This is a genomic window from Mucilaginibacter hurinus (assembly GCF_003324525.1).
Lineage (GTDB): Bacteria > Bacteroidota > Bacteroidia > Sphingobacteriales > Sphingobacteriaceae > Mucilaginibacter > Mucilaginibacter hurinus.
Map to the genome: position 1 here is coordinate 52,217 of NZ_QGDC01000003.1, position 25,467 is coordinate 77,683.

The 25,467-nt window shown below is 41.9% G+C and carries 24 protein-coding genes and 1 tRNA gene; 13 read left to right on the forward strand and 12 right to left on the reverse strand.

From position 1 onward, the window contains the following. Positions 1-9: 9 nt before the first annotated feature. The 7 genes from DJ568_RS05980 (at position 10) to DJ568_RS06010 (ending at position 5,913) form a co-directional block, all read left to right on the forward strand. A complete protein-coding gene (locus tag DJ568_RS05980; protein ID WP_114004357.1) occupies positions 10-198 on the forward strand; it encodes a hypothetical protein in 189 nt (62 codons plus the stop codon). After that, positions 195-1,118 carry a cbb3-type cytochrome c oxidase N-terminal domain-containing protein gene (locus tag DJ568_RS05985; RefSeq protein WP_114004358.1) on the forward strand — a complete coding sequence of 308 codons (924 nt, stop codon included), beginning with the start codon at positions 195-197 and terminating at the stop codon, positions 1,116-1,118. Before DJ568_RS05980 ends, DJ568_RS05985 begins: the two co-directional genes overlap by 4 nt. Further along, entirely contained in the window at positions 1,118-2,497 is a 1,380-nt protein-coding gene (gene ccoG / locus DJ568_RS05990; RefSeq protein WP_114004359.1) for a cytochrome c oxidase accessory protein CcoG, read from the forward strand. The genes DJ568_RS05985 and ccoG overlap by 1 nt, the downstream gene beginning before the upstream one ends. 13 nt (positions 2,498-2,510) lie before the next feature. After that, entirely contained in the window at positions 2,511-2,933 is a 423-nt protein-coding gene (locus DJ568_RS05995; RefSeq protein WP_158534881.1) for a FixH family protein, read from the forward strand. Further along, positions 2,930-3,616, forward strand: a complete 687-nt coding sequence (locus DJ568_RS06000; protein ID WP_114004361.1) for a sulfite exporter TauE/SafE family protein — start codon at positions 2,930-2,932, stop codon at positions 3,614-3,616. The genes DJ568_RS05995 and DJ568_RS06000 overlap by 4 nt, the downstream gene beginning before the upstream one ends. A gap of 106 nt (positions 3,617-3,722) precedes the next feature. Next, positions 3,723-4,070 carry a hypothetical protein gene (locus DJ568_RS06005; RefSeq protein WP_114004362.1) on the forward strand — a complete coding sequence of 116 codons (348 nt, stop codon included), beginning with the start codon at positions 3,723-3,725 and terminating at the stop codon, positions 4,068-4,070. A 70-nt stretch (positions 4,071-4,140) separates the two neighbouring features. Continuing rightward, positions 4,141-5,913: a hypothetical protein gene (locus tag DJ568_RS06010; RefSeq protein WP_114004363.1), complete on the forward strand. Its 1,773-nt coding sequence runs from the start codon at positions 4,141-4,143 to the stop codon at positions 5,911-5,913. Between the two features lie 76 nt (positions 5,914-5,989). Here the strand turns inward: DJ568_RS06010 and hemN are convergent, their stop codons facing one another. The 4 genes from hemN to DJ568_RS06030 form a co-directional block, all read right to left on the reverse strand. Beyond that, entirely contained in the window at positions 5,990-7,357 is a 1,368-nt protein-coding gene (gene hemN / locus DJ568_RS06015) for an oxygen-independent coproporphyrinogen III oxidase (RefSeq protein ID WP_114004364.1), read from the reverse strand. A 10-nt stretch (positions 7,358-7,367) separates the two neighbouring features. Further along, entirely contained in the window at positions 7,368-8,399 is a 1,032-nt protein-coding gene (locus DJ568_RS06020) for a 2-hydroxyacid dehydrogenase (protein WP_114004365.1), read from the reverse strand. 82 nt (positions 8,400-8,481) lie between these two features. Continuing rightward, positions 8,482-9,531 (reverse strand): response regulator, encoded by a 1,050-nt coding sequence (locus DJ568_RS06025; RefSeq protein ID WP_114004366.1) that lies wholly within the window; start codon positions 9,529-9,531, stop codon positions 8,482-8,484. Between the two features lie 2 nt (positions 9,532-9,533). Next, positions 9,534-10,718: a PAS domain-containing sensor histidine kinase gene (locus DJ568_RS06030; RefSeq protein ID WP_114004367.1), complete on the reverse strand. Its 1,185-nt coding sequence runs from the start codon at positions 10,716-10,718 to the stop codon at positions 9,534-9,536. Between the two features lie 182 nt (positions 10,719-10,900). Between DJ568_RS06030 and DJ568_RS06035 the strand changes: the two genes are divergently transcribed. After that, on the forward strand, positions 10,901-11,263 hold the full coding sequence (locus DJ568_RS06035) for a hypothetical protein (RefSeq protein WP_114004368.1): 363 nt from the start codon (positions 10,901-10,903) through the stop codon (positions 11,261-11,263). Positions 11,264-11,433: 170 nt separating this feature from the next. Here the strand turns inward: DJ568_RS06035 and DJ568_RS06040 are convergent, their stop codons facing one another. Together DJ568_RS06040 and DJ568_RS06045 are read right to left on the reverse strand one after the other, a co-directional pair. Further along, positions 11,434-11,676 (reverse strand): hypothetical protein, encoded by a 243-nt coding sequence (locus DJ568_RS06040; RefSeq protein ID WP_114004369.1) that lies wholly within the window; start codon positions 11,674-11,676, stop codon positions 11,434-11,436. A gap of 236 nt (positions 11,677-11,912) precedes the next feature. Continuing rightward, positions 11,913-12,749, reverse strand: a complete 837-nt coding sequence (locus DJ568_RS06045; protein WP_114004370.1) for a universal stress protein — start codon at positions 12,747-12,749, stop codon at positions 11,913-11,915. 272 nt (positions 12,750-13,021) lie between these two features. Here DJ568_RS06045 and DJ568_RS06050 point away from each other — a divergent pair, with 272 nt between their 5' ends. Further along, entirely contained in the window at positions 13,022-14,443 is a 1,422-nt protein-coding gene (locus DJ568_RS06050) for a L,D-transpeptidase scaffold domain-containing protein (RefSeq protein ID WP_158534882.1), read from the forward strand. An 8-nt stretch (positions 14,444-14,451) separates the two neighbouring features. Here the strand turns inward: DJ568_RS06050 and arr are convergent, their stop codons facing one another. After that, a complete protein-coding gene (gene arr, locus DJ568_RS06055) occupies positions 14,452-14,892 on the reverse strand; it encodes an NAD(+)--rifampin ADP-ribosyltransferase (RefSeq protein ID WP_114004372.1) in 441 nt (146 codons plus the stop codon). 114 nt (positions 14,893-15,006) lie between these two features. Then, positions 15,007-15,447, reverse strand: a complete 441-nt coding sequence (locus tag DJ568_RS06060; protein WP_114004373.1) for a VOC family protein — start codon at positions 15,445-15,447, stop codon at positions 15,007-15,009. Between the two features lie 456 nt (positions 15,448-15,903). On the opposite strand from DJ568_RS06060, the gene DJ568_RS06065 reads away from it, so the two are divergent. Next, a complete protein-coding gene (locus tag DJ568_RS06065) occupies positions 15,904-17,286 on the forward strand; it encodes a sialate O-acetylesterase (RefSeq protein WP_158534883.1) in 1,383 nt (460 codons plus the stop codon). A 15-nt stretch (positions 17,287-17,301) separates the two neighbouring features. Next, positions 17,302-18,645: a DUF5005 domain-containing protein gene (locus tag DJ568_RS06070; RefSeq protein ID WP_114004375.1), complete on the forward strand. Its 1,344-nt coding sequence runs from the start codon at positions 17,302-17,304 to the stop codon at positions 18,643-18,645. A gap of 336 nt (positions 18,646-18,981) precedes the next feature. On the opposite strand, the gene DJ568_RS06075 is transcribed toward DJ568_RS06070, so the two are convergent. After that, positions 18,982-19,069: transfer RNA gene (locus tag DJ568_RS06075), tRNA-Ser, on the reverse strand. Positions 19,070-19,318: 249 nt separating this feature from the next. Between DJ568_RS06075 and DJ568_RS06080 the strand changes: the two genes are divergently transcribed. Both DJ568_RS06080 and DJ568_RS06085 read left to right on the forward strand, forming a co-directional pair. Beyond that, positions 19,319-20,290, forward strand: a complete 972-nt coding sequence (locus DJ568_RS06080; RefSeq protein WP_114004376.1) for a polyprenyl synthetase family protein — start codon at positions 19,319-19,321, stop codon at positions 20,288-20,290. Further along, positions 20,290-21,351: a TerC family protein gene (locus DJ568_RS06085; RefSeq protein WP_114004377.1), complete on the forward strand. Its 1,062-nt coding sequence runs from the start codon at positions 20,290-20,292 to the stop codon at positions 21,349-21,351. Before DJ568_RS06080 ends, DJ568_RS06085 begins: the two co-directional genes overlap by 1 nt. Positions 21,352-21,416: 65 nt before the next feature. Here DJ568_RS06085 and DJ568_RS06090 read toward each other — a convergent pair whose 3' ends face one another. The 3 genes from DJ568_RS06090 to DJ568_RS06100 all read right to left on the reverse strand — a co-directional run bounded on the left by DJ568_RS06090 (position 21,417) and on the right by DJ568_RS06100 (position 25,410). Continuing rightward, positions 21,417-21,824 (reverse strand): hypothetical protein, encoded by a 408-nt coding sequence (locus DJ568_RS06090; protein ID WP_114004378.1) that lies wholly within the window; start codon positions 21,822-21,824, stop codon positions 21,417-21,419. A gap of 137 nt (positions 21,825-21,961) precedes the next feature. Beyond that, positions 21,962-24,496, reverse strand: coding sequence for an ATP-dependent Clp protease ATP-binding subunit (locus DJ568_RS06095; protein ID WP_114004379.1), 2,535 nt, complete (start codon positions 24,494-24,496; stop codon positions 21,962-21,964). Between the two features lie 350 nt (positions 24,497-24,846). Continuing rightward, positions 24,847-25,410 carry a biliverdin-producing heme oxygenase gene (locus DJ568_RS06100; RefSeq protein WP_114004380.1) on the reverse strand — a complete coding sequence of 188 codons (564 nt, stop codon included), beginning with the start codon at positions 25,408-25,410 and terminating at the stop codon, positions 24,847-24,849. Positions 25,411-25,467 lie beyond the last annotated feature (57 nt).

Consider the following 25,467-nt stretch of genomic DNA (forward strand, 5'->3'; position numbering starts at 1 on the left):
AATAGAAACATGTTTAAGCAATTTATTAAAGATATAAATGGGGACCAGGTATATCTTATCATATCACTGGCGATGTTTATGATGTTTTTTTTAACAGTAGCGTTTCTGCTTATCCGTATAAAAAAGAACCATACAAATTACATGAGTGACCTGCCTTTGGCAGATAGTATTACCCAACCGGAAAACCAATTATTATGAACGCCTTACGATCAATTTTTATTCTATTTATTGTAATTGTTGCCCAACCAGCGTTTGCAGAAGAAGGCACCATGATACCTGATGATATAAAAAATTACATAGGGTATGGTGCCATTATGCTAGTGCTGATAGTACTTTTAATTACCGTACTGATGTTATTACGCACCTTCAAAGTATTGAGCGATATACTTGCGCCGGTAACGGATGATAAAGGTACTGTTGTTGTTTCCGCCGTTGTGCCTGAGGCAGCAAAGCCCAAGCCCACTATTGTTGAAAAGCTATTGTCATTAAAACCGTTATCTGAAGAAAAATCACTGATAATTGAACATGATTATGACGGCATACAGGAACTGGACAATCCTACTCCGGCCTGGTTTATGGGCCTGTTTTACATCTCAATTGCTTTTGCGGTTATTTACATGCTAACCTACCACGTTTTTAACCTTGCACCATTGCAGGACCAGGAGTATGTTAACGAAATAACCGTAGCCAATAAAGAAAAGGAAGCCTACCTGGCTAAATCAGCCGACAGGGTTGACGAGAATACGGTGAAAGTTTCGGCTGATCCGGCCGTACTTAGTGCGGGGCAAACCATTTACGCTCAAAATTGCATGCCTTGCCACGGCGATAAAGGACAGGGAATGGTAGGGCCTAACCTTACAGATGATTATTGGCTGCATGGCGGCACTATAACAGACGTTTTTAAAACAATAAAATATGGCGTGCAAGCTAAAGGTATGCCTAACTGGGAAAAACAACTGTCTCCTAAACAAATTGCTGACGTATCCAGCTTTATCATGTCATTACATGGCACAAACCCGGCGAACGCTAAAGAAGCGCAGGGCGAAAAACAGCAGGACAATCCAGCCGGCGGCGCAACTGCCATGGTTACTACTGATAAATCACCAACAGTTAATTAATGCTTAGTACACCAATAGCTTCGGAACCAGCTGCAACTGAAAACGGCAGCCGCAAATGGATATATCCCGCCGTTCGCAAAGGCAGGTTATACCATTACCGCAACTGGCTGAGCTATATTTACCTGGTAGTTTTTTTCACCGGTCCGTTTATCCGTATAAACGGAAACCCGCTATTACTGCTTAATTTTATCGAACGGCGGTTTGTGATCCTGGGCCAGGTATTTTGGCCGCAGGATACATTTTTATTTGTATTAGCCATGCTGGTTGGCATGGTATGCATTATACTATTCACCATTGCTTTCGGTCGCATCTTTTGCGGGTGGATATGCCCGCAAACCATTTTTATGGAAATGGTTTTCAGGAAAATTGAAATTTGGATTGAAGGCGATGCACGCAAACGCCGCAAATTAGATGAAGGCGATTGGACCGCCGAAAAAATAGCTAAGAAAGGAGCCAAGCATATCATCTTTTTACTGCTGTCCTTTATTATTGCCAATACTTTTTTGGCTTATATTACCGGCAGCGAGAACCTTTTAAAAATTATCACCGAGCCGGTGGCACTGCATTGGGCAGGTTTTATAAGTATATGCGTATTTACTGTGGTTTTTTACCTGGTTTACAGCCAGGTGCGCGAGTTGGTATGCACGGTTATATGCCCTTATGGCCGCCTGCAGGGCGTGTTGATGGATAAGCACACGTTAGTGGTGGCATATAATTTAATAAGGGGTGAGCCACGCGGAAAAATAAATCGCAGAGAAGACCGCACTATTGGCGACTGCGTTGACTGCGGATTGTGTGTGGATGTATGCCCTACCGGTATTGATATACGCAATGGCACCCAATTGGAATGTGTTAACTGCACCATGTGCATTGATGCCTGCAACCAGGTGATGGAAAAAATACACAAGCCACTCAATCTTATCGGTTTTTACTCCGAGGAGATGATCCGCGAAAAAAAGAAAATCACTTTTAATACACGGATGATAGCCTATAGCGGTGTTATTGTGGCGCTGCTTAGCACGCTTACCTACTTCGTATTACGCCGCAGCGTTATTGATGTAACCGTATTGCGTTCGGCAGGTATGCTGTACCAGGAGCAGCCTGGCGGGTATATCAGCAACCTGTATAATGCAGAGATTAACAACAAATCAAATATGAACCAGCAAGTACAATTGGTTGCCGAGGATCCGGCTGTTAAGATAAAATACATACAAGCTCCCGGTATCATCGAAAAAGAAGGGACTACTAAAATTGTTTTCTTCCTGCTGATGCCAGGTAACCACATTCGCAAAGCAAAAACAAATATCAAATTAAAAATAATGCAACAGCAAAATGTGCTGGGCACCATCAATACAACTTTTATAGGACCGATAAATTAACAAGGTGATGCAAATGAATTGGGGAAAAGGATTAATAACGGGCATGGCGATTTTCATGCTGTTTATATTAACGCTTGTAATAAAAATGTTTAACCAGCCTGTAGATGATTACGATAGGGAATATTATGAAAAAGGGCTTGCCTACGATAGTACGTACAATAAAGAAAAACAAGTAGTAACGGATAAAGCGACACCTGCGCTAAGCGTTGCAAATGACTACGTACAATTGCAATTTGTGGCGCCGGCTAACGTCCAACTGCTTTTTACCCGGCCGTCTGACCGAAAAATGGATGTAATTTTTACCCTGGACACTGATAAGTACAATCGGGTAAAAATACCCCTGAACGGATTAACCGCCGGGCAATGGCTGCTGACAATTGATTGGGAAAGCTACAAAAAGCAATACCTGTATAAGCAGCAAATTACTATTCCATGAACAACTACCAGTTAGCTTTTGCAATAGGCTTATTTGGCAGTATACACTGTATTGGCATGTGCGGGCCACTGGCTTTTGCAATACCTTATACGGGTAACAGCAGATGGTTACTGGTATGGGATAAGTTTATTTATCAGTTGGGGCGGGTTACAAGCTATACATTATTAGGTATTATTACGGGCATTATCGGCAAACAACTTTGGCTGGCAGGCGCACAGCAGGGCGTCAGCCTTGTAAGCGGTGTATTAATTATAATGGCAGCATGCTCGCGTTTATTCCGTGTGTCATTGTTTAAAAGTAGCGGCGCTTTAAACGTCACTGCGTTGTTTACCAGGTTTTTAAGTTATGCATTAAAGCAACACGCAGGACATTTCTTTATCGGGGCTTTAAATGGTTTTTTGCCATGCGGTTTCGTTTACCTGGCGTTGGCAGGCGCGGTTAATACCAGTTCGGCAGCAGCATCGGCGCAGTATATGTTTTGGTTTGGTATAGGCACTTTGCCACTGATGCTTGTCGCTTCACTTGGCGCGGGCTTTTTTTCGGCAACTGTACGCGTACGTTTAAATAAGGTTGTGCCTTACTTTATGCTATGCCTGGGCATATGGTTTATTTTACGGGGGTTAACGCTTGATATCCCCTACCTTAGCCCGGCCAAAACGGACGCTGTTAGTATTTGCAAATAATGTTAAAATGTGCGTAACATCACTTTTTGAGCTGATAAACGTCATGACGGGCTGGTGTTTTTAGGGCCATATTTGTATCAATAAAAGGAATTAAAAACTTACAATTATGGCAACTATAAAAGCACTCGCACCCACCCACTTTACAACTGACTATAACGTTAAAGCTACCCCCGGCCTTTACACAAAATTTATTGAATTTGCTGATAAGCAAAGCACCAACCATACACTGTGGTTCTTTATAGTATTAATGGTACATGGCGTATTAATACTACCCATGCCGGCTGTGTTAATGTACTATTTTGATGCGCCTGCCTGGGTTTTAGGCATAACCATGCCCGTTTTTTTTATTAACATAATAGCCAATATGGCCGGCGGCAGCACGCGTACAACTATAAGCCTGTTTGGTACCAGCGTAGTATTACATATTATATTGCTCCTAATGTTCATTATATAAATTGGTTTTGGTTTGATAAAAAAGCGGTTTAACGGCCGCTTTTTTTATATACTCTATTCTCCCTTATTTTATGCCACACACATTTCACATCCCGGTTTTAGGCCTGGGCTTTTCTATTGATACCCCCTTGAAGGTAGCGCGTTATGGTATAACATCAACCGTGTCTATTGTTGATGATGAACTTACTGAGCGTATGCGACGATACCACTCGGAACAAAATAGCCTGCCATACATACCTATTAATAAGCAGGACCCAGATGCGCGCGCGCGCCGAATAACCGCCTATCTTAATTTACTTAATGATCTGGTAAATAAACAATTTGCTGAGCTAACCCAGCAATCAATCGGGCAGGGTAATGACATTGATAAATATTTTGGCCTGCTGCCCGACGGTTCGCCACTTAAAAATCAATATTTGGATTTGCTTGTTTGTAGTCCGGCCGAACGAATAATAGCCGAGCACAACCTTAGGCGGCAAATGCGCCCTGGTTGTATAGATGTGAATATCATGTCGAAAGTTGATAAGATAAATTATAATAGAGAGGGCGATTCTACAGGGGACGAGAATACCGACGCGCTGGCCGCTTTACGGGGCTTTGCAATAAGTAACCTCCAGTCGTCAGTCATACTGTCTGCCGGCATGAATCCGCGGCTATACAGTTACCTTGAGGCGTTCCCTGATTTTAGTCCGGACAGTAATGGCATAGTACGTAAGCAGGTAATACTTAAAGTGAGCGATTTTCGTTCGGCTCTAATCCAGGCAAAATTTTTAGCTAAGAAGGGTATATGGGTGCATGAATTCCGTATCGAATCGGGATTGAATTGCGGCGGTCATGCTTTTGCAACAGAAGGTTTATTACTCGGTCCTATACTTGAAGAATTTAAGCAAAAGCGACAAGAGATGGTTACTGAACTGCACCAGATGTATACCACAGCACTTGAGGGACGTGGATACAGCTTTATAGTTAAACAACCACAGCGCGTGAGTGTACAGGGGGGCATTGGCACAGCCCATGAGCATGATTTTTTGATACAGAATTACAACCTGGACGGAGCTGGTTGGGGTAGTCCGTTTTTACTTGTGCCCGAAGCCACTAATGTTGACGACGCAACCCTGAAATGTATTGCAACGGCCGATACCAGCGATTTTTATGTAAGCGCGGCGTCGCCATTGGGCGTTCCGTTTAATAATTTTAAAAAAAGCACTGCCGAGCAACAGCGTGCCGAGCGCGTGGAGCGTGGCAGACCGGGCAGCCCATGCACCAAAAAATACCTGTGCAGCAATACCGAGTTCACCCAAGAGCCTATTTGCACTGCATCGCGCGAGTATCAGCACCTGAAGATAGATCAACTTAAACACGCCGGGCTTATAGAGGAGTTAATTGAACAACAGATAGCTGCTGTGACCGAAAAAATATGCCTTTGCGAAGGATTGTGCGCGTCGGCCTATATAAAATATGACATGCTCAAGCCAAAAGAAAACAAAGCAGTAGCCATTTGCCCGGGACCTAACCTGGCCTATTTTTCAGGCACTTATACACTTGAAGAAATGGTTAAACATATTTACGGCAGACTTAATCTGCTGGCAGGTGTAAGCCGCCCTAATTTGTTTATCAACGAGTTAAACCTGTACATAGATCATCTTAAAAAGGACATCAGCTTACATCTTACCAGCTTCGACACTAAAAAGGAAAAGTATATCAATAAATTTAAAACGCAGCTTTACGAGGGCATAGCTTATTACAACCAGCTTATACCCCAAATACCCAATCAAACCCGCGAATATCTCAGCCAGATGCAGGCCCACCTTATAGCTTGCGAGTTCCGGTTAAACACTTTATAATATTTAAAACTAAAAAGGGGGGCGGCTTCGCAAAATGCGAAGCCGCCCCCCTTTTTATACTTTGATAATTCCGGCGTTATCCCGTCATACTAAACAGCTGTGCAGACGGCTTATCAGCCCATAACCGGGCATCCAACGCCATACATATATTGCGCAAAAAACGCTTGCCGGTAGGTGTTACCTTAACACGGCACTGGCTCAAGTGCACCAGCCCGTCCGCGGCTAAATCTTCCAGCCGGGCAACACATCCCGGCATACAATCATCAAGCTGTGAATGCTTATGCCAACTAGTTACGCCTTTGCACATGATATTTTGAATATGGCTGCGCAGCACAAGATCTTCGTCGGTAAGTAAGTGGCCTTTTATTAATGGTAACTGATTGTTTTTGATAAGGCTTAAGTACTCCTCAACGGTTTTTACATTTTGGGCATAAGCACTCCATGTGTCGCTTATAGCGGATACTCCAAGGCCTACAAGCAGTTGCGTATATTGATGGGTGTACCCCATAAAGTTACGGTGCAATTTGTTTTGGCTGTACGCCTGGTACAGGCTATCTGTTTCAAGTGCGAAATGATCCATACCAATTTCATGATATCCTAAACGGCTAAACATTTCACAACCGGTTTGGTATAAAATACGTTTCAGGTGCGCATCCGGTAAATGGGCTGCGGTATAACGGCGCTGGCCCGGCTTTATCCAAGGCACATGTGCATAACTATAAAAGGCGATACGGTCGGGCATTAATTGCCCAACCTGCTCAAGCGTTTCTTTTATACTTTCCTCCGTTTGCAGGGGCAACCCATAAATTAGGTCGTAATTAACAGATGTATAGCCTATGGCGCGGGCCCGGTCGGTTACATTTTTAACCTGCTCAAAAGTTTGGATGCGGTTAATAATAAGCTGCACTTTGGGATCAAAGTCCTGTATACCCAAGCTTAACCTGCGAAATCCTAAATCATAAAGCACCTGCAAATGCGCGGCTGTTGTATTACCCGGATGGGCCTCAAAGCTAAAATCAGCATCAGGATGAATAAAGTTATTTATCAGCAACCCCTTAACCAGCGTTTGCAGGTTTTGAGGACTGAAAAAAGTGGGAGTCCCTCCGCCCAGATGTATTTCGCGTATAACAGGGCTGCGCCCGAAAATTTGCCTGTACATCTGCCATTCCTTAAGTACCGCCTCAATATATGGCAATTCAACTTTGTGGTTTTTGGTGATGCGCGTGTTGCAACCGCAGTAGGTGCACAAATTTTCGCAGTACGGCAAGTGTATATATAAGCTTATGCCATCGCTGTTATTGGTAGCGTTAAAGGATGCCTTTACTCTTTGTTCCCAATCGTTAACATTAAACGGGGCATTGTCCCAATACGGAACTGTAGGATAACTGGTATACCGTGGCGCGGCAACGTTGTATTTATTGATAAGATATTCGGGTACCGGCATTACATTTACTTTAAATATTGACAGTAACCTTTACTTCCTGCGGAATACGGCAGCTTACAGCGCAAGCGCATGAGTTGCCTACACACTTATCCTGCTGCCAAAGATCAAGGTTGCGAATGGTTTGCTCCGTAATTTGCTGCAGCGCCTCATGTGTTAAAAATGCCTGGTGAGGTGTAACTAATACGTTAGGTTGTGCTATCAGTTCAGCAAGCAGCGGGTCCTTAACATTGTCACTACTATGGTCTTCAAAAAACAAGCCCTTTTCATTCTCGTAAACATCAATACCCAAATAACCTATTTTACCCATTTTTAGAGCGGCAAGGGTATCGGCAGTATTTACAAGACCTCCGCGCGATGTATTAAGCAACATCACACCGTCTTTCATCAGGCTTATGCTGTTTTTATTGATTAAATATTTTGTTGATGGTAGTAACGGCGCGTGCAGTGATACTATGTCTGATTGCTGCAACAACTCGTTTAACGATGCCTGAGTTATACCGGGTGCATTAGCCGGGAAGGCCACATCATAGCCAATTAACCTGCAGCCTAACCCTTTAAAAATGGCTGCCGTTGCCAGGCCGATGTGCCCCAACCCGATAATGCCGACAGTTTTACCGCTAAAGTTAAAGCCCAGGAGCCCGTCTAGTTTAAAGTCAAAATTATTGGCGTGCTTGTTGGCTAAAATAAGCTGCCTGTTGAGTGCAAAAGCCATAGCCACAGTATGCTCAGCGATGGCCTGCGGCGAATATACCGGTACGTTAGCCAGTTTTATTCCCCTTTCGCCGGCGGCTTGCTTATCAATATGATCGGTTCCTACCGAACGGGTAGCAATATACTTTATACCCATATCAGCCAGTTTGTGTACTACGGGAGCCGATACGTCATCATTGGTAAATACAACAACCGCGTCTTTCCCTTCGGCATACATAACCGTTTTAAGACTAAGGGGATTGGATATCAGCGTAATATCATGCTTCTTTTGGTTGGCCCTGGCCAAAAATTCCTTTTCAAAATTTTTTATACTATACGCTACAACTTTCATATTATGCATTTTTATCAATGCAAAAATATCTAAGTGTAAGCCAACGGGCCGTGCGTGCGGTCAGGCTAAAAGGTGATATTAATCAGTTTTTCATTTTAATCAGGCGATTAATGTCAAGCAAATGAATATGACTCCCCTTTTTCTCAATTAATCCCTCTTCTTTAAAATCAGTTAAGGTCCGACTAACCGTTTCAGTAGCCATGCCTGCCATCGAGGCCAGTTCATCACGCAATATTTTAAACTCCGCCGGATTAGACAACTGTTTGCTTAGCCGCACTAAAACCTGTGCCAGTCTTTTACGTACAGAATTGTAAGCCAACTCAAGCAACTGCTCTTCCTTTTCGCGTATGTTATTGGCGAGTATCTTTATAAATTGCTGGCTAACTTCCGGATACCGGTTAATCAGGTTAACAATCATCTCCTTAGGCAGTATGCATACCGCCGAGTCTTCCACAGCTTCTGCAGTTTCGTTAAATACTTCATCCGCTAGCAGCGCGTTTATGCCTAAATAATCTTCCGGTTTAAACAAACCCGTCATCAGTTCGCGGCCGTCCTCGGCAAGCTTTATGGTTTTAATGCTGCCTTCCATAACCAGGTACAAACCCTGTGGCTGGTCGCCGTCATAATACAAAACCTGTTTCTTTTTTATTTGCCTTACCTTGCGGCCTTCAATCATGCTTTTCAGCTCATTAAGGCCTTTGCCGCTTCCGGTTGCAAGTTTTTCAAGGCTGTTTAATGATTTACTGTAAAACTCTTCCAGCTTTTCCTTCTTCCTTAAACGGGTTTCAATGGCGTTAAGCAACTCCATATCATCAAAAGGCTTGGTCAAATAGTCGTCAGCCCCCATTTCCATACCTTTACGAAAATCAACGCGCTCAGCTTTTGCAGTTAAAAATATAAAAGGTATGGCTGCAGTATCGGCATTTTTGTTTAGCATATATAATACCCCGTAACCATCAAGCTCAGGCATCATCACATCACATAATATTAAATCCGGCTTATGACTAACAGCCAGTTCAACACCTATTTTGCCATTTAGCGCTTGCAAAACGTTAAATCCGGAAAGTCCTAGTATTTCCGCGGTGCCTTCGCGAATGTCGTCGTTATCTTCAATGATGAGTACAGTTTTCATAATTATATCGGAAATGAAATTGTAAACGATGTTCCCTGGTTTACCTTACTTTCAAAATGAATCTGCCCGTTCATTAACCCTGCATAGCGGGTAACAATGTTAAGCCCTAATCCTGTGCCCGGGATGCTACCAGTGTTATGCGCCCTGAAAAAGGGCTCAAACAAATGGGTTTGGTCAGCTTCGGGGATACCTATGCCGTTGTCCTTGATGAGGATGATCAAACTATTTTCAGTTATTTCTGAGCTAAACTCAATAAAAGTATTTTCGCCAGAGTATTTTATAGCATTACCTATCAGGTTTATAACGCAGTTTTTAAGTAACGACTGATCAAGAGTGACGACGCTTGATATACCAGTGTGCTGGTAAATTATATTTTGATTTTGCTTGGCTATCATCTGCATCTCTTCCGTTATCTCCTCGGCAAATTTTACGATATCAAAAGTAGTATACTGTGGCTCCACCTTACCCGCTTCCAGTTTCTCCAAAGACAGGAAATCATTTAAAATGGTGGTAAGGTGGTTTACAGAGTTTTTTATCTTACCGATATGTTTTTCGATATTAGGATTATTAAACTGCTGGGCATATTTCTCAATCAATACGGCCGATAACTGTATTGAACTAAGCGGGGTACGAAACTCGTGTGATGCCATGGAAACAAAACGGCTCTTTAACTGGCTAAGTTCCTTTTCTTTTTCAAGTGATTCGCTTACCTCCTCTTTAGCCCTCTCCAAAGCAAGCACGCTGTTTTTTAACGATTGCGTACGCTCTTCAACTTGTTGTTCCAACTGTCCGGCGTATTCAACAAGCCGGGCTTCTGCCTCTTTTTCACGACTTAAGTCATGTATAAACCCGGTATAAATTTTTCGGCCCGAGTACTGTACTTCGCTCACCCCTAGCCTAAAAGGGAATCTTGTACCGTCTTTACGTAAACCTGTCACCTCGCGCCCTATGCCAATAATGTGCGGCACACCTGTACGCTGGTACCGGTGTATATATTCATCGTGCCGGTCGCGGTCCGGCGGAGGCATTAGCATGGAAATATTTTTACCAATTACTTCATCCGGCGTATACTGGAATAGCTTTGTTGCCGAGGGATTAATAGATTCTATTATCCCGCGTTCGTCGATGGTAATTATGCCATCTATCGCATTGTCAATTATCGCTTTTAATAATGCTACGCTTTCCATGCACTCAATATAGATAAAATGATTGCCGGTACAAATATCTAAATTTTAAAACGCGGGTTTATGATGTAAATCAAGCCATAAAAATGATGCAAGTCACATTTCGCAGTGACAGCAATCAGTTGGACGATGATGCAGTTTATACAAATTTGTGAACAATTATTATTGCACGTTAAGCCCACAACATGAGAAATACAACACCACAAGCTCACATTAATACGCCCGTATTATTAACGCTTACAGCACCCGACAAAGGCTTAATAATGCCGCAAAACCCACGTTGTAACGATGTATATATCCTTGTTAATGAAGCAAAGTCCGCTTTTATTTTTGGTAATAATCGAGTTGTAAGCGAAACCATAGTTAAAATAAAGGCTATCGCAGAGGATTTAGGTGTTTACGCCTTAACCGAGATATTGACTGATATACAACGATTAGCGGACAAAAATGCAAGCGAACAAGAATTGGAATTCCGTATGGTTGAACTCGACGGCATGCTGGCTTCAGGCATGTTTGAACCAGATGCCCAGATAAAAATCCCGGCATAGCCACTTGCAAAACAACCTGTGTCTACCCAAAACAAAATATGTATCAAGGATAATTCCCCGCCGGTACCTTTGATTTTTTTTGCAAGATCCAAACGACAGGAACATACAACGATTTTGGGTTGCTAGTATCGCTTGTATTAGTACAGGAAATATTTAGCGTGATTAAAAGGCTATTCAGAAGCCGGCATTTCTTCCTTTACTTCAAATTCTTTCTCATAAATATATTCCTTACCGTCATATTCCCATTCAAGCATAGCCTTCCATTTACCGCCCGGCAAACCATCAATTGGCACAATGGCCACTTGTTCCGCCTGAGTATCTATCGCCAATGCCCGGTTGAGTTCGGGGTTTTTATGGAAAAAATTAATCACTCCTTTAACAGGATGGCAAAAGTGGAATTTTAAGTTTTTCATGACCTGGTATTTATTATAAACAAATATCGGGTGCATTACACCTTTAGACAATGATATTCGTCACATCTGTTGTTGATGTTATGCACTCACTCTGTACAGCGAGAACTCATCTCGGTAACATTAGTATTTTAAAAGCAATGTGAGGTAATATTGACTAACCATCCACCGCCAACGCTATCCTGTTTTTGAACCAACAGCGTGTGGGTTGTCCGGCTAAGAATATAAAGTACCTATCATTATTTGTTGTGAGCGATAAACAAAGGGAGTTTGGTTTCCTTCATCAGCACATCAGCCATACTATTTTTAAACCACATAGAAACTGCACCGCGCTTATAAGCACCTAAAACAACTAATGCATTTTGCTGCGTTTTTAAATAATGGGATATCTTTTCTTCAGCATTCCCATGAAGCACAGTGTAAGTAGCCCCTGGGCATTGGCAAGATATAAACTCCTTGATCAGCTTGCTGCCTGGTATCCCCTTTGCTTCCTGTGGATCCGTTACGGTTATAACTTCAGTTTCATAGTCCTTCATCCACGGCAAAAGGTAGTTAAACATTTTAATGGCAAAAACCGATGACGGGTTCCCGTCATACAAAATAATTACTTTCTTTATATCATTGTAACTTTCCGGTGTTACCAGTACCGGGCATTGAGTGTCTGCCAGTAAGGTTTTTACAAACTGCGTAGGCGGCGCTTCGCTAATGTGACTGAAAGTTTCATTTATATTAATAACAACAAGATCGCTGTATATAGTTTCGCGCAACAACTCCTGTCCGGCCAAACTCTTATCATGGTGAACCGCTTTTTTAATATTGGCCATATCACACGCCTGCTCAAACACTTGCACGGAATGCTTTCGTGTTTCTTTATCTTTTTCAACGGCCTTGTGCAATTTGGCGGTTGATAGGCCCTCATCGCCTACCATGTCGTATATTTTATAACTATGGTAAGTAAAGTCGTCTAAAAACACACCACACAATAAAGCCTGAGTTTTGCCCGCCAGTGAGATAGCATAATCGAGTGTTGCAGATGAAAGTTTTAGCCCGTCCAGGGCCACACTAATCTTTTTCATACTAATCAGTTTATAAAGGCAAAAGTTGTAAATCAAAATCAACGTCAATGTGCGCCAGGTCATTTAGAATATTGACGTACGTCACATTGCTATGGCTTACATCTGTCCAGCAATTATAAGATAATGCTTATCCTGCTCATCATCACTATAATATGTGAGCGGCATCACTATCTAAACAATGCAGATTGCTGAATTTTGCATCACAAGCTTTATGTATTATGAATGCCTCCCATAACGTCAAAACAATTTATCTACTGTTAACAGCGATTGTTTTGTTAACTACTTCCGCTCCGGAGTTAAAAGCAGCTCCTTTGGCCACAATAAACAGCCAGAGCGGGCAACCCATTAACGACACCGCAATTTCTGCTGAGATAACAAAACTCACCGGCAATTCAGGGAAGAGTGGACTTTTATATTTCCCGAATTCGGTAAAGAGATTTTACGCCGGCAATAAGTTTAAACCGGCATGGTTAAAAGGAGCTAAGAATTTAAAACTCACTTGGGAAGCCATGCTGGTGCTTGACTGTGTATTGCAATTCGGTTTGGCGCATAGTGATTACCACCCGGCAGAACTATCCTATCCAAAATTACATGCTATGGTTGATACGCCGGCTAACTTCAGCGATAGTGAAAAAGCTCGCTTTGACATTATGCTTACTGACGCATTACTTACCTTAATGAACCATTTGCACTATGGTAAACTAAACCCTGTTTTTACAGCAAATAAAATTGACAACGGCGTTGCAGCAACTGGTTTTAAAGCTGAAAATACGTTAACAAACGCCCTGGCAACCGGGAATATTATGAAAACGATTGCCAACGTGCAGCCCAAGTTGCCTGAATATTTTAAATTACAAAATCACCTGCGGCTTTTAAACGGTCAGTACCTGGATGATTGTTATGATATACCTGAAAAGGATGTGCGCCTGGTAACCATTAACATGGAGCGTCTTCGCTGGATAAATGCTGACCACGACGCATACATTCACATAAATATACCCTCTTTCGTATTAAGATTTTATCAGCCCGACACTGTTTACCAGTTCAAAGTAATAGTAGGTAAACCTGCAACACCAACTCCCGTTTTGCAAAGCGAGGTAAGTTATTTTACTACCGCGCCAGACTGGAAAGTTCCCGCCCGGATATTTGCTAAAGAGTTGTTGCCGAAAGCTATTAAAGACAACACCTTTTTGGAAAGAAACCAGTTTGCTATATATAATAACAAGGGTGCGCTTATTGTGCCCACTGTTGAAACCCTTAAACAAATACAAAAAGCACCGGGCATTTATTACGCGCGGCAATCATCCGGCTGCGATAATTCATTAGGACTGATAGTTTTTAGATTTAAAAACGCTTACAGTGTCTATTTACACGATACTCCTGAGAAAAAATTATTTGAGCGCGGCCAAAGAGCGTTTAGTCATGGATGTATCAGGGTAGAAAATGCGGGCAAACTCGCCGAGCTGATACTTCACCGTGATGGCGCCGGAAACAAGATCCCGCAAGTACGTACCGCAATGAACACATATCAAACAAAAACCTTTACGCTAAAGAGGCCCATCCCGATTGAAATCACTTATATCACATGTGAAGTAAAAGACGGAGAACTAATTACCTACCAGGATATCTACAACAAAGACAAAGCGCTTGAAATGGCGTTATACAATGTTACTGATACCCTGGCGATGAAGTAAGTGGACAATCAATCTATAATCATGTCTACGCCCTGTTCTGCCAGTTTCTTAATACCTTCTTTCATGGCTTGGATCTGTTCGGCGGAGTGCCCGTTCCAGGTGGCTACCTCGCCGATGATCTTAAAAGGATAAACCGACCGGTAGGACATAGTTGGATTCCCGGGAAATTTTTTGTCGGTTACGTTGGGGTCATCCTCCACTTCCCCGGTTGCCTCTACCAGGTAAATCCTTTGTTGTCCACTGCCCAAAGCTAATTCAGCACCCCAAATGGCGGCGGTTAGGGTGGCCGATACATATACATACCTCAGCTTTCTATCTGCAAAATTGCACTGAAAACCCGGCTGTATAAAATCGCCTATTTTTAACTCGGCTTTTGTTCCGTGAAAAAAGGTTTGAGCAAAAGGGTTATGCGTAACGTTATTTGCCGGCTGTTCTGTGCTTTTTTGCATTACTTCCACTTTACATGCAATACAAATAGTCTTAATTCTTAGTTAAATCTGCCCGGAGGCGTTATACATCGTGAAGTTGAAAACTTCCGTCAATGCAAACAGCCATTTCTGTCGTTAAACTTGCCCGTTACTACCAGGGTCAAATTCTACAATCCATTCAATGCCATATTTGTCTCTGAACATTCCGGCGTATGTACCCCAGGGACTATCATCCATAGGCGCTTCAATGCTTCCATCTGCTGACAGCCCATTGAATACTCTATCTGCTTCTTCGCGGCTTTCTGCGCCAACCGATATTTTAGACCTGTTTTCGTTTTCATTTACCGGCCCCATAAATCCGGGAACATCATTGGCTATTAAAACGTTGTTTTCCCCGATAGGCAATGAGATGTACATAATTTTATCTGCATCTTTTTCAGCTACCGGGAACTCATCACTGGACAGCTCTTTAAATCGGACAACCTTTATAAACTCGCCGCCAAAAACTGATTTGTAAAAGTTAAATGCATCTTCGGCATTTCCGTTAAAGTTAATCCAGGGGTTTATTGCTCTCATATATTTTTTTAATGTTTAGACTAAGTTGCAAATTTAATAGTCAAATATATAATGACATTTAAAGGTGAAACAAAATACGTGCATTTAACTTAAAGGGTTTGAACCGAGGGAGTGTCTTTTCGGTACAACCGAACAAAACTAAATTTTATGGTATAGCGACACACTATCTGCGTTACCTGGTGGTTCAAGCCAACATGCCCAGCGTTCTGCCTTCAGAACTTAACATTAATCCCTAATAATGGAATCTTTTTGCGAATTTTCATACATTGCAATCGAATGCCACAATTTAGCGAAAATAAAAGCCTAACCCTGATCTTATTATTTGCGGTAATATTATCCTGTTGCAAAAAGACAGAGCTCTATACAGAAAATACAGAGAATTCTGCTGATAAAATAGTAAGTGGGAATCACGTCTTAGTTACCGCATTCTCCATATCGAAAGTACTGGGAGATAATATGGTTATTCAACGCGACAAGCCATTTGTAATTTGGGGGCAATCTCCGGCGGGCCATATCATTGATGTAAAAGCAAGCTGGAATAGTAAAACTTTCTCCACTATTCCCGATATTAGTGGTAATTGGCAGGTATCGTTACCTGCAAGCCGTGCAAACGCTGCACCCCAAACCATTGTAATAACAGACAATTATAATGGGACAACAAAATTTACAACCCTTAAAAACCTATTAATAGGTGATGTATGGATAGCAAGCGGTCAATCTAATATGATGTTTCCGGTAGATTCACTCGAGCCCTGGCCTGGGTCAACCGGTGTTACTAACCATAAAACAGAAATAGCGTCGGCAAATTTTCCCGCTGTTCGTTTAACCACAGTTCCATATTCACGCCTTACACAACCAGCTGACCACGTCAGCAGTAATATGCGCTGGCAGGAATGCACATCTGCAACCGTTCGTACCTACAGCGCTGTCGCTTATTTTTTTGGAAGAAAAATTCATAAAGAAACTAATGTTCCTGTAGGTCTCATCGTTTCAGCGGTTGCTGCAACCTATTGTCAGGAATGGATAGACTTTAATATTATCAAGCCCTATCCCATATATTCGGGTACCAAATATGCCTCAATGTTATATAACGGTATGATATGCCCGTTAAGAAAACTTTCCATAAAGGGATTTATTTGGGATCAGGGTGAAGCAAATAGATACGATCCTGCCGATTATTATACTCAACTTAATTCGGCAATGATAACTAATTGGCGAACGGCGTTTAAACAAGCTGATTTGCCGTTTTATTTTGTTCAGATGACGCCTCTTGCAGCCAATTACTTTCAAACAAATCCCTGGGGAGACGATCCGGCAGCAAATGATTATGCTTTTTTCAGGGAATTTCAAGCCAATGTGATAAAACGTACGCCTCTTACTGGCATGGCTGTAAGCATGGATGTAGATGAAATTGTAAGTATACACTGGAAAGCAAAAAGGCCCGTTGCCGAACGTTTGGCAGCGTTGGCTTTAAGAAATGAATATAAAAGGAACGTGCAATGTGTAGGGCCGCAGTTTCTGAAAGTAGTTATACAAGGGAACAAAGGCATTATACATTTTGTTGCAGGAACAGCGGAAGGTTTACAAACAAATAACGGTAAAAAGTTAAATCAGCTATTTTTTATGGCAGGCCGCGATAGCGTTTTTAAACAGGCATTCGCGGTTATAAAGGGTAATACTATTGAAGTTACGCCCCCGCAGGGCTTTAAGTATCCGGCATTGGCATTAAGGTATGCCTTTACAAATTTTGCTGTAACAAACCTGCAAAACAGCGCCGGCTTCCCGGCCGAACCATTCCGTACAGATAAATGGAAAGACATACAAAAAACCAGGCTATAATATAATAACATAAGTATGAGAGTAGTAGTATACATCATTGTTATCGTCATTTTATGTTTCACCGCTTGCAAAAAAAGCAAACCGACTGAACCTGATGTAAAAAATCCAGATAATAGTATCCTATCGATCAAAGCTGATACCGGACAGGTGGGGGAAACCCAAATAACGAGCGTTGATGATAGTGCCAAAATTTTAATATATGTAAAGAATGGTATTGCGCTTAATGCGGTAAAACTAATGATAGTTACCGCAGAAAAAGCCACCGTTAAACCAGCGTCCGGAGAAATTGTTGATTTTTCGGGTGATGCACCTGTTGTCTATACAACCACTTCTCAATCGGGTGTGAGCAAAAAATGGCATGTACAGATAAAAGTGTACCCTGCTGCAGATTTGAGCAAGTATGTGCCCAATGCTCAACCCGATCCAACATTTAACAATTATTTTACCCGGTTTTCGGGATGGAACAGCGGAGACGGTGCGCAATCCATCCTGCTCCCCGACGGCCGTACAGTGTGGATGTTTGGCGACTCCTTTATAGGTGATGTAAATCCCGACCGCTCCCTTGTTTCGGGAAAATACGCTTTAGTTCATAATGCCATGATGGTACAGCAAGACAGCACATTTACCACATATCACAGTGGTAGCGACAGTAAACCGGAATCGTTATTTAATCCTGAAAGTCCCCAAAATATAATATGGGCCTCGCATGGAGTGGCGGATAAAGGTAATCTAAACGTCTTTATGATGGAGCTTGCGCCTGACAATAAAGGTAACTGGACTCACTTAACAAATCACATGGCAATTTTAGATACTAAAGACTTTAAGATCAAAAAGAAGATCAAAGTACCTTATTATAACAAAATAAGCTGGGGTGAAAGATGTTATACTGATGCTAATTATCATTACATATTTGGGATGAGTACCAACGGCTTGAATACCGTTATACACTTAGCCAGGGCGAAGCACGGCCATCTTGAAGAAATGTGGGAATTTTATGCCGGTAACAATACTTGGATAAAAGATATTAATAGAGCAGTTCCTATCTCTGTAAAACCATATGTAACTGCTCCTTCGATAATTGAACGCAATGGTCGTTATTATATGGTTACACAAAGAAATTTCTTCTCTCGTGATATATTGATGTTTAGGGCAGATAATATACAAGGTCCTTACAAGGACGAAGTTAAATTATATACAACTCCGGATGTTAGCCAATCATATATATCAATAGTGCATCCCCACTTTACTCAAGATAACAGGATGTTAATCGGTTATTCTCTCGGTGGGGATATTTTTAAAATGGTTAAAAATATTGATATCGGAAGACCGATGTTTATAAGAGTGAATTTACCGGAATAGGTATTGATATGAAAACTTTTAATCTCTGATCGGAAGTATAAAAATGATTAGTTACCCAATAAAAACCGTTTGATCAATTCGAGTGCTTCAAAAATGCTTGTTTCCTGTTCGCTGAAATCATCTACATGCCACAGAGTAGTTAAAGCATCATTTTGTGCTTTTCAACCAGCTTATGGTAGCGTTCCTCAAAGACGGGCAGGATAATATCGCCTATACGCAACCCTTACGCCCGATTTTTACTTGGAACAATTTGATGAATAATGCAGGAATTTGGCCCAAAAAAAGCCCGCAATCAATTGAATTACAGGCTTATATCTGTTGATCATATTGAAATTGCGGAGAGGGAGGGATTCGAACCCTCGATACACTTTTGGCGTATACACACTTTCCAGGCGTGCTCTTTCGACCACTCAGACACCTCTCCGTAAACAGGCTGCAAATGTAAAATAATATTAGTTTGTATTAAATAAAAAAAGCGGCACCTTGTAAGGTTCCGCTCCACATAAAACTAACTAACTCAATATACCACTTTCTTTTTATTGGAGCGTGCATGGGTAAAAAGGTTTAATGCGGATTTAAAAAAACAGCGCCAGCCAACACTTATAGCCGATTTTATAGTATGTTTGCCACTGATTTGCTAACAGCATTCATACATCAACTGGTACTGCACTAAATGCCCGGCATTAACGACATTAAAAAACCTATAGCTGCCGATATTGACGCGTTTGAGGAGAAGTTTAAAACTTCTATGCAAAGCTCGGTTCCCCTGCTTGACCGTATTACACACTATATTGTAAAACGCAAGGGTAAACAGATAAGGCCGATGTTCGTGTTTTTCTCTGCCAGCATTTGTGGAGGAATCAATGAGTCTACCCATCGCGGGGCGGCCCTTGTTGAATTGCTGCATACCGCCACGCTGGTGCATGATGATGTAGTAGACAATTCCTACCAAAGGCGCGGTTTCTTTTCGATTAATGCTTTATGGAAAAATAAAATAGCGGTTTTAGTAGGTGATTACCTATTGTCAAAAGGCTTGCTTTTATCCATCAATAACGGTGATTTTAACCTGCTGAAAATAGTATCAGAAGCTGTAAAGCAAATGAGCGAAGGCGAGTTGCTGCAGGTTGAAAAGGTACGCCGGATGGACATTGACGAACCCGTTTATTATGAAGTGATACGTCAAAAAACGGCATCGCTTATAGCTGCCTGCTGCGCTTGCGGTGCTGCATCGGCCGGTGCTGATGAAGCGCTTATTGAAAAGATGCGGCTGTTTGGCGAAAAAATTGGCATAGCGTTTCAAATTAAAGACGATATGTTTGATTTTGGCACAGATGATGTGGGTAAACCGCTGGGTATTGATATAAAGGAAAAGAAGGTTACTTTGCCACTTATCTATGCCCTCAGTAACAGCCCTTCGGCCGAACGTAAGCGCATGATAAACCTGGTAAAGAATCACAATGATGATCCTGTGAAGATTATGCAGATCATCAACTTTGTTAAGGAAACAGGCGGCCTGAAATATGCCGACTCACAAATGAAAAAATACCAGGCAGAAGCATTTGAAATATTGAACACTTTCCCGGCAGGCGACGCACGCACCGGCCTTGAACAATTAGTACTTTTCACCACTGAACGCAATAAGTAATGTCAAACGAGTTAATGTTCATTATCGGATTTATCATTTTTATTGCATTAATGCTGGCAATAGACCTGGGTTTATTTGCCAAACAGGATAAACCTGTAAGCGTAAAGCAGGCCGGTATTATGAGCGCTGTATGGGTTAGCCTGGCTTTAGGTTTTTATGTATTGATAACGCAGTATGGGCATTTGCTGCATCAAATTGAAGATTTTAAACATTTACAAGAGATAAATACCGAGCACCTGCATAAGCTTGAGTTAAACCCGGCAGACTACGAAGGCAGCTTAAAAACTTATCGTAAAAACCTTGGTTTAGAGTTTATAACCGGCTACGTAGTTGAATATGCCTTATCTGTTGATAATATATTTGTTATGGTGCTCATATTCTCGGCCTTTTCGGTTGAACCAAAATATTATCACAAAGTTTTATTATGGGGTATACTTGGCGCTGTAATCATGCGCTTTATATTCATCTTCTTAGGCTCGGCCCTAATCGACCAATTTCATTGGATACTCTATATTTTCGGCGTGTTCCTGGTGTATACCGGGGTGATGATGTTTATCAATAGAAAGCAAGAAGATAAGATTGACCCTGAAAACCACCCGGTAGTTAAATTTGCGTCTAAATACTTCAGCGTACATCCGCATTTTGAAGGCGGAAGGTTTTTTGTTAAAAGGGACGGCAAAAAACTTATTACGCCTCTTTTTTTGGTAGTGCTGATTATTGAGTTTACTGATCTGATCTTCGCCGTCGATTCAATACCGGCTATATTTTCGGTAACTAAGGACCCTTATATCGTTTTCTTCTCTAACATCTTCGCGATACTGGGATTACGTTCGATGTTTTTTTTACTGGTGAATATCATTGAGAAATTCCACTACCTTAAAGTAGGTCTGGCGGTATTGCTGGTATTTATAGGCGTAAAAATGCTGGCGGGGCATTACATACAGCAAATTGGCTTTACCACGGTGCATTCACTAATTATCATCGTGGGTATCCTGGCGGGCAGCATCATTGCTTCATTGTTGTTTCCGAAGGCTAAAGTCGATACTAAGCCGCTGCATTAATTACTTACACAAACAAAAGATGCCCTGCTTTAGGCAAGGCATCTTTTGTTCACCAGTTTCATCTATCAAGGTGTCGAGTCAACCAATACCACCTTTACTAACATACCTCCGGGATTATCCAAAGCAGGTGTTTGACCATCATAGGGCTGCGAATCTATCTGGATGCCGCCTCTGGTATGCGAGAAGCTGAATGCCTGGCCATTATACACCTCCGGAACTTGTTCATATGTAGAGCCGCCGTCTGAGGATATATACACCAATACCGCCCCATTTTCCTGGAAATAGTTATCAATTTCAGGTATATCAAGTGTAACTGAGTACGTATAGTCATCATTACCTAGTTCCCAATCATTGGCATTAACAGTAAAATGAATGGTTTGATTAGGTTGAACAACCTGCGTAATTTCTTTTCTGCATGACGAGCTCACTACCGCGACGCCTATCAACAAAACGAGTGTAAGGATTTTTTTCATAATATAAGTGCTTTATATTATGAGAACAAAATAAACCGGAAAGGTTTAAATTAATTAACAATATTATACGCTAAAATCTTACAAAAAAAAAGTCCCGGTTTTTTTACCCGGGACTTTGTTAATATGTCAAAACAACTTTATTTCTGCTCTTCTTCTTCAGTCTTCTTATCTTCGCCCGTTTTGTCGAGAATTTTTATCTGGTCATTTTCCTTGTCGTAATCCACTTCCATGGTGTCGCCTTCGTTTAATTCACCTTTCAGTATTTCTTCAGCAATAGGGTCTTCCAGGTATTTCTGAATTGCACGTTTAAGCGGACGGGCACCAAATTGCGAATCGTAACCTTTGTCGGCAATAAACTCCTTGGCGTTATCGGTAAGTTCAATTTTGTAACCCAAGCCGTTAACCCGGCTAAACAGGTAGGCCAGCTCAATATCAATGATTCGGAATATCTCTTCTTTACCTAATGAATTGAATACGATAACGTCATCAATACGGTTAAGGAATTCCGGCGCGAAAGCACGTTTCAATGCGTTCTCTATCACTCCCCTTGAATGCGCGTCGGCCTGGTTGGCTTTTGCCGCGGTGGTAAAGCCCACGCCCTGCCCAAAATCTTTCAGCTGGCGTGCGCCGATATTGGAGGTCATGATAATGATAGTATTCCTGAAATCAACCTTACGGCCCAACGAGTCGGTCAATTGTCCTTCGTCCAATACCTGTAACAGTATATTAAATACATCAGGGTGAGCCTTTTCAATCTCATCAAGTAAAACTACTGCATATGGCTTGCGGCGTACCTTTTCGGTAAGTTGGCCACCTTCTTCGTAACCTACATATCCCGGAGGCGCTCCTACCAATCGTGATACCGCGAATTTCTCCATGTACTCGCTCATATCAATTTGTATAAGCGCGTCTTCGGTATCAAACATAAAGCGTGCAAGTTCTTTAGCAAGCTCGGTTTTACCTACCCCGGTAGGGCCAAGGAATATAAACGAGCCAATCGGCTTTTTCGGATCTTTTAATCCGGCACGTGTACGCTGTATGGCGCGGGTAAGTTTTTTTATCGCATCGTCCTGGCCAATAATTTTGCCGCCGATAGTTTCTGTCATGGCAAGCAGTTTCATACTATCAGCCTGGCCTACCCTTTGTACCGGTATACCAGTCATCATAGATACTACCTCTGCAACATTATCTTCGTTAACGGTATAACGTTTTGATTTTGTTTCAGCCTCCCATATGGTTTTAGCCTGGTCAAGCTCCTCAAGCAGATGTTTCTCGGTATCACGTAATTTGGCCGCTTCCTCATACTTCTGGCTGCGTACCACCTTATTTTTTTCTATTTTTATCTGCTCTATCTTACCCTCAATATCCAGTATATTTTGCGGCACATGGATATTGGTTAAATGCACGCGTGATCCGGATTCGTCCAAGGCGTCAATCGCCTTATCAGGCAAAAACCTGTCGGTAATGTAACGCGTGGTGAGGTTAACACATGCCTCAATAGCCTCAGGCGTATAGGTTACGCCATGGTGCTCTTCGTACTTTTCCTTTATCCTGTTTAATATTTCAATCGTTTCGTCAGGTGTGGCAGGTTCAACCATTACTTTTTGAAAACGGCGGTCTAAAGCACCATCCTTTTCGATGTACTGACGATATTCGTCAAGCGTGGTTGCGCCAATGCACTGTATCTCGCCCCGCGCCAAAGCCGGTTTAAACATATTGCTGGCATCCAGGGATCCCGAAGCACCGCCCGCACCCACAATTGTATGTATCTCGTCTATAAATAAAATTACGTCGGGAGATTTTTCAAGCTCGTTCATTACAGCTTTCATACGCTCCTCAAACTGGCCGCGGTATTTGGTACCTGCTACCAGCGAAGCAAGATCAAGTGTAACTACGCGTTTATTGAACAATACACGCGAAACTTTACGCTGTACTATACGCAGCGCAAGGCCTTCGGCAATGGCTGATTTACCTACGCCTGGCTCACCTATCAATATAGGGTTATTCTTTTTACGGCGTGATAATATCTGCGATACCCGCTCTATTTCTTTTTCGCGGCCTACAATCGGATCTAAACGACCTTCTTCTGCAGCCTTGGTTAAATCGCGGCCAAAATTATCCAATACCGGTGTCTTTGATTTAATGTCAGATACCTTTTTAGGCTGGCTGAATGATTCTTCCTCTTTAAAATCATCCTCCCCACCTGTTGATGAGCCCGGCATCTCATCTGTAATATCGTTTTTGTGCGTTTCAACCGAAGCTTTAAACACTTCGTAATTCACATTAAACTGCGACAGGATCTGCGACGCGATATTATCTTCATCCCGTAGGATTGATAACAATAAATGCTCAGTGCCTATTACATCGCTTTTAAATATCTTAGCTTCCAGGTAAGTAATCTTTAATACCTTTTCGGCCTGTTTGGTAAGCGGTATGCTGCCTATGTTAACATTTGTTCCTGTAGTTCCTTTTACTGCGTCCTCAACGGCACGGCGCAATTTTGTGGTATCAACGCTAAATCCCTTCAGCAATTTGATTGCCACACCATCACCATCACGTATCAATCCTAACAGCAGATGCTCTGTACCAATATAGTCATGCCCGAGGCGAAGGGCCTCCTCTCTGCTATAAGATATCACATCTTTAACTCGTGGTGAAAATTTAGCTTCCATATAATACCTTTTTTAAATTATTGAACGTCCTAATGTATCAATTCTGTATGAAAAGCAAAGACGTATGTTATAACTTTTATCAACAACACTGCCAATATTTTGCAGGGTGTAAAATCAGACATTGTTTTGATAATGCAATCTATCAATTTTAACTGGACAGAACAATCTTCAACAGCTAAATAATGAAAATATCTGGTTATTTTTAACTAAAATCAGAATACAGTGTTAGTGACTGGTGAATTGTTTAAAGGTTTAATAAAAAGGCGTTAACTGTACGGCAATAGATATCAGAAAATTCGTCACGAGTTATGACATAACGGCATCTTATCATGTACCAAACACTGACGAACTTAGCCCGGGTTGTTTTCACTGTTAAACACACTTTTAAAATGTGTAAAAGTAGCGGCAGCGGTTTCCAACACACTTCGTTCATCATCTGATGTTTGACCAAGCTTGTTTAGGGCCATGACAAACTTTCCCCACATTGTGCCATTGTCTTCCCCATAGCCGCCAAAAAACGTCAGCCCGGTGTTTATCCCTGCTTTTTTAAGCATTTGCACAATAATAGTCCCACCCAAAACGGAGCCTTCCATTACGTATAGTGCACCCATTGCTTGCCTGGCATCGCCAATTTTGGGCAGGGTAACCTGCGGCAGGTTCGCTATTTCACTTCCCAATTCCTGAATGTCGTGTTCCAACTTATCAGCTTTACGGCGCAGGTCGTAGTCGGCTAATATTTGCTGGTTTATATATGGAGCTATAGCTGTTTCAAGTGCACTGAAATAAGCATAAAAGTATTTTAACAGCCCAGCATAGTCGGTTTCACTTCTCACATCCTTCAGCTTTTGCACAACTATTTTTTCAAGATCTGTATGCGCAGTTTTGGTATATTCTTTGATATTGTCGCTTATCATCACATATTTTTTACAATAAACGAAATTACGTCGCAATTGTGCTAAAAACCTTTATAA

Coding starts and splice junctions, on each gene's coding strand:
- DJ568_RS06045 (WP_114004370.1), bottom strand. CDS start 12,749: ATGAAAAAGATTAGTGTGGCCCTGGACGGGCTAAAACTTTCATCTGCA.
- DJ568_RS06005 (WP_114004362.1), top strand. CDS start 3,723: ATGGCAACTATAAAAGCACTCGCACCCACCCACTTTACAACTGACTAT.
- hemN (WP_114004364.1), bottom strand. CDS start 7,357: ATGCCGGTACCCGAATATCTTATCAATAAATACAACGTTGCCGCGCCA.
- arr (WP_114004372.1), bottom strand. CDS start 14,892: ATGCAAAAAAGCACAGAACAGCCGGCAAATAACGTTACGCATAACCCT.
- DJ568_RS06000 (WP_114004361.1), top strand. CDS start 2,930: ATGAACAACTACCAGTTAGCTTTTGCAATAGGCTTATTTGGCAGTATA.
- DJ568_RS05980 (WP_114004357.1), top strand. CDS start 10: ATGTTTAAGCAATTTATTAAAGATATAAATGGGGACCAGGTATATCTT.
- DJ568_RS06035 (WP_114004368.1), top strand. CDS start 10,901: ATGAGAAATACAACACCACAAGCTCACATTAATACGCCCGTATTATTA.
- DJ568_RS06100 (WP_114004380.1), bottom strand. CDS start 25,410: ATGATAAGCGACAATATCAAAGAATATACCAAAACTGCGCATACAGAT.
- DJ568_RS06095 (WP_114004379.1), bottom strand. CDS start 24,496: ATGGAAGCTAAATTTTCACCACGAGTTAAAGATGTGATATCTTATAGC.
- DJ568_RS05985 (WP_114004358.1), top strand. CDS start 195: ATGAACGCCTTACGATCAATTTTTATTCTATTTATTGTAATTGTTGCC.
- DJ568_RS06090 (WP_114004378.1), bottom strand. CDS start 21,824: ATGAAAAAAATCCTTACACTCGTTTTGTTGATAGGCGTCGCGGTAGTG.
- DJ568_RS06040 (WP_114004369.1), bottom strand. CDS start 11,676: ATGAAAAACTTAAAATTCCACTTTTGCCATCCTGTTAAAGGAGTGATT.
- DJ568_RS06020 (WP_114004365.1), bottom strand. CDS start 8,399: ATGAAAGTTGTAGCGTATAGTATAAAAAATTTTGAAAAGGAATTTTTG.
- DJ568_RS06085 (WP_114004377.1), top strand. CDS start 20,290: ATGTCAAACGAGTTAATGTTCATTATCGGATTTATCATTTTTATTGCA.
- ccoG (WP_114004359.1), top strand. CDS start 1,118: ATGCTTAGTACACCAATAGCTTCGGAACCAGCTGCAACTGAAAACGGC.
- DJ568_RS06065 (WP_158534883.1), top strand. CDS start 15,904: ATGGTTATTCAACGCGACAAGCCATTTGTAATTTGGGGGCAATCTCCG.
- DJ568_RS05995 (WP_158534881.1), top strand. CDS start 2,511: ATGAATTGGGGAAAAGGATTAATAACGGGCATGGCGATTTTCATGCTG.
- DJ568_RS06010 (WP_114004363.1), top strand. CDS start 4,141: ATGCCACACACATTTCACATCCCGGTTTTAGGCCTGGGCTTTTCTATT.
- DJ568_RS06070 (WP_114004375.1), top strand. CDS start 17,302: ATGAGAGTAGTAGTATACATCATTGTTATCGTCATTTTATGTTTCACC.
- DJ568_RS06025 (WP_114004366.1), bottom strand. CDS start 9,531: ATGAAAACTGTACTCATCATTGAAGATAACGACGACATTCGCGAAGGC.
- DJ568_RS06080 (WP_114004376.1), top strand. CDS start 19,319: ATGCCCGGCATTAACGACATTAAAAAACCTATAGCTGCCGATATTGAC.
- DJ568_RS06030 (WP_114004367.1), bottom strand. CDS start 10,718: ATGGAAAGCGTAGCATTATTAAAAGCGATAATTGACAATGCGATAGAT.
- DJ568_RS06060 (WP_114004373.1), bottom strand. CDS start 15,447: ATGAGAGCAATAAACCCCTGGATTAACTTTAACGGAAATGCCGAAGAT.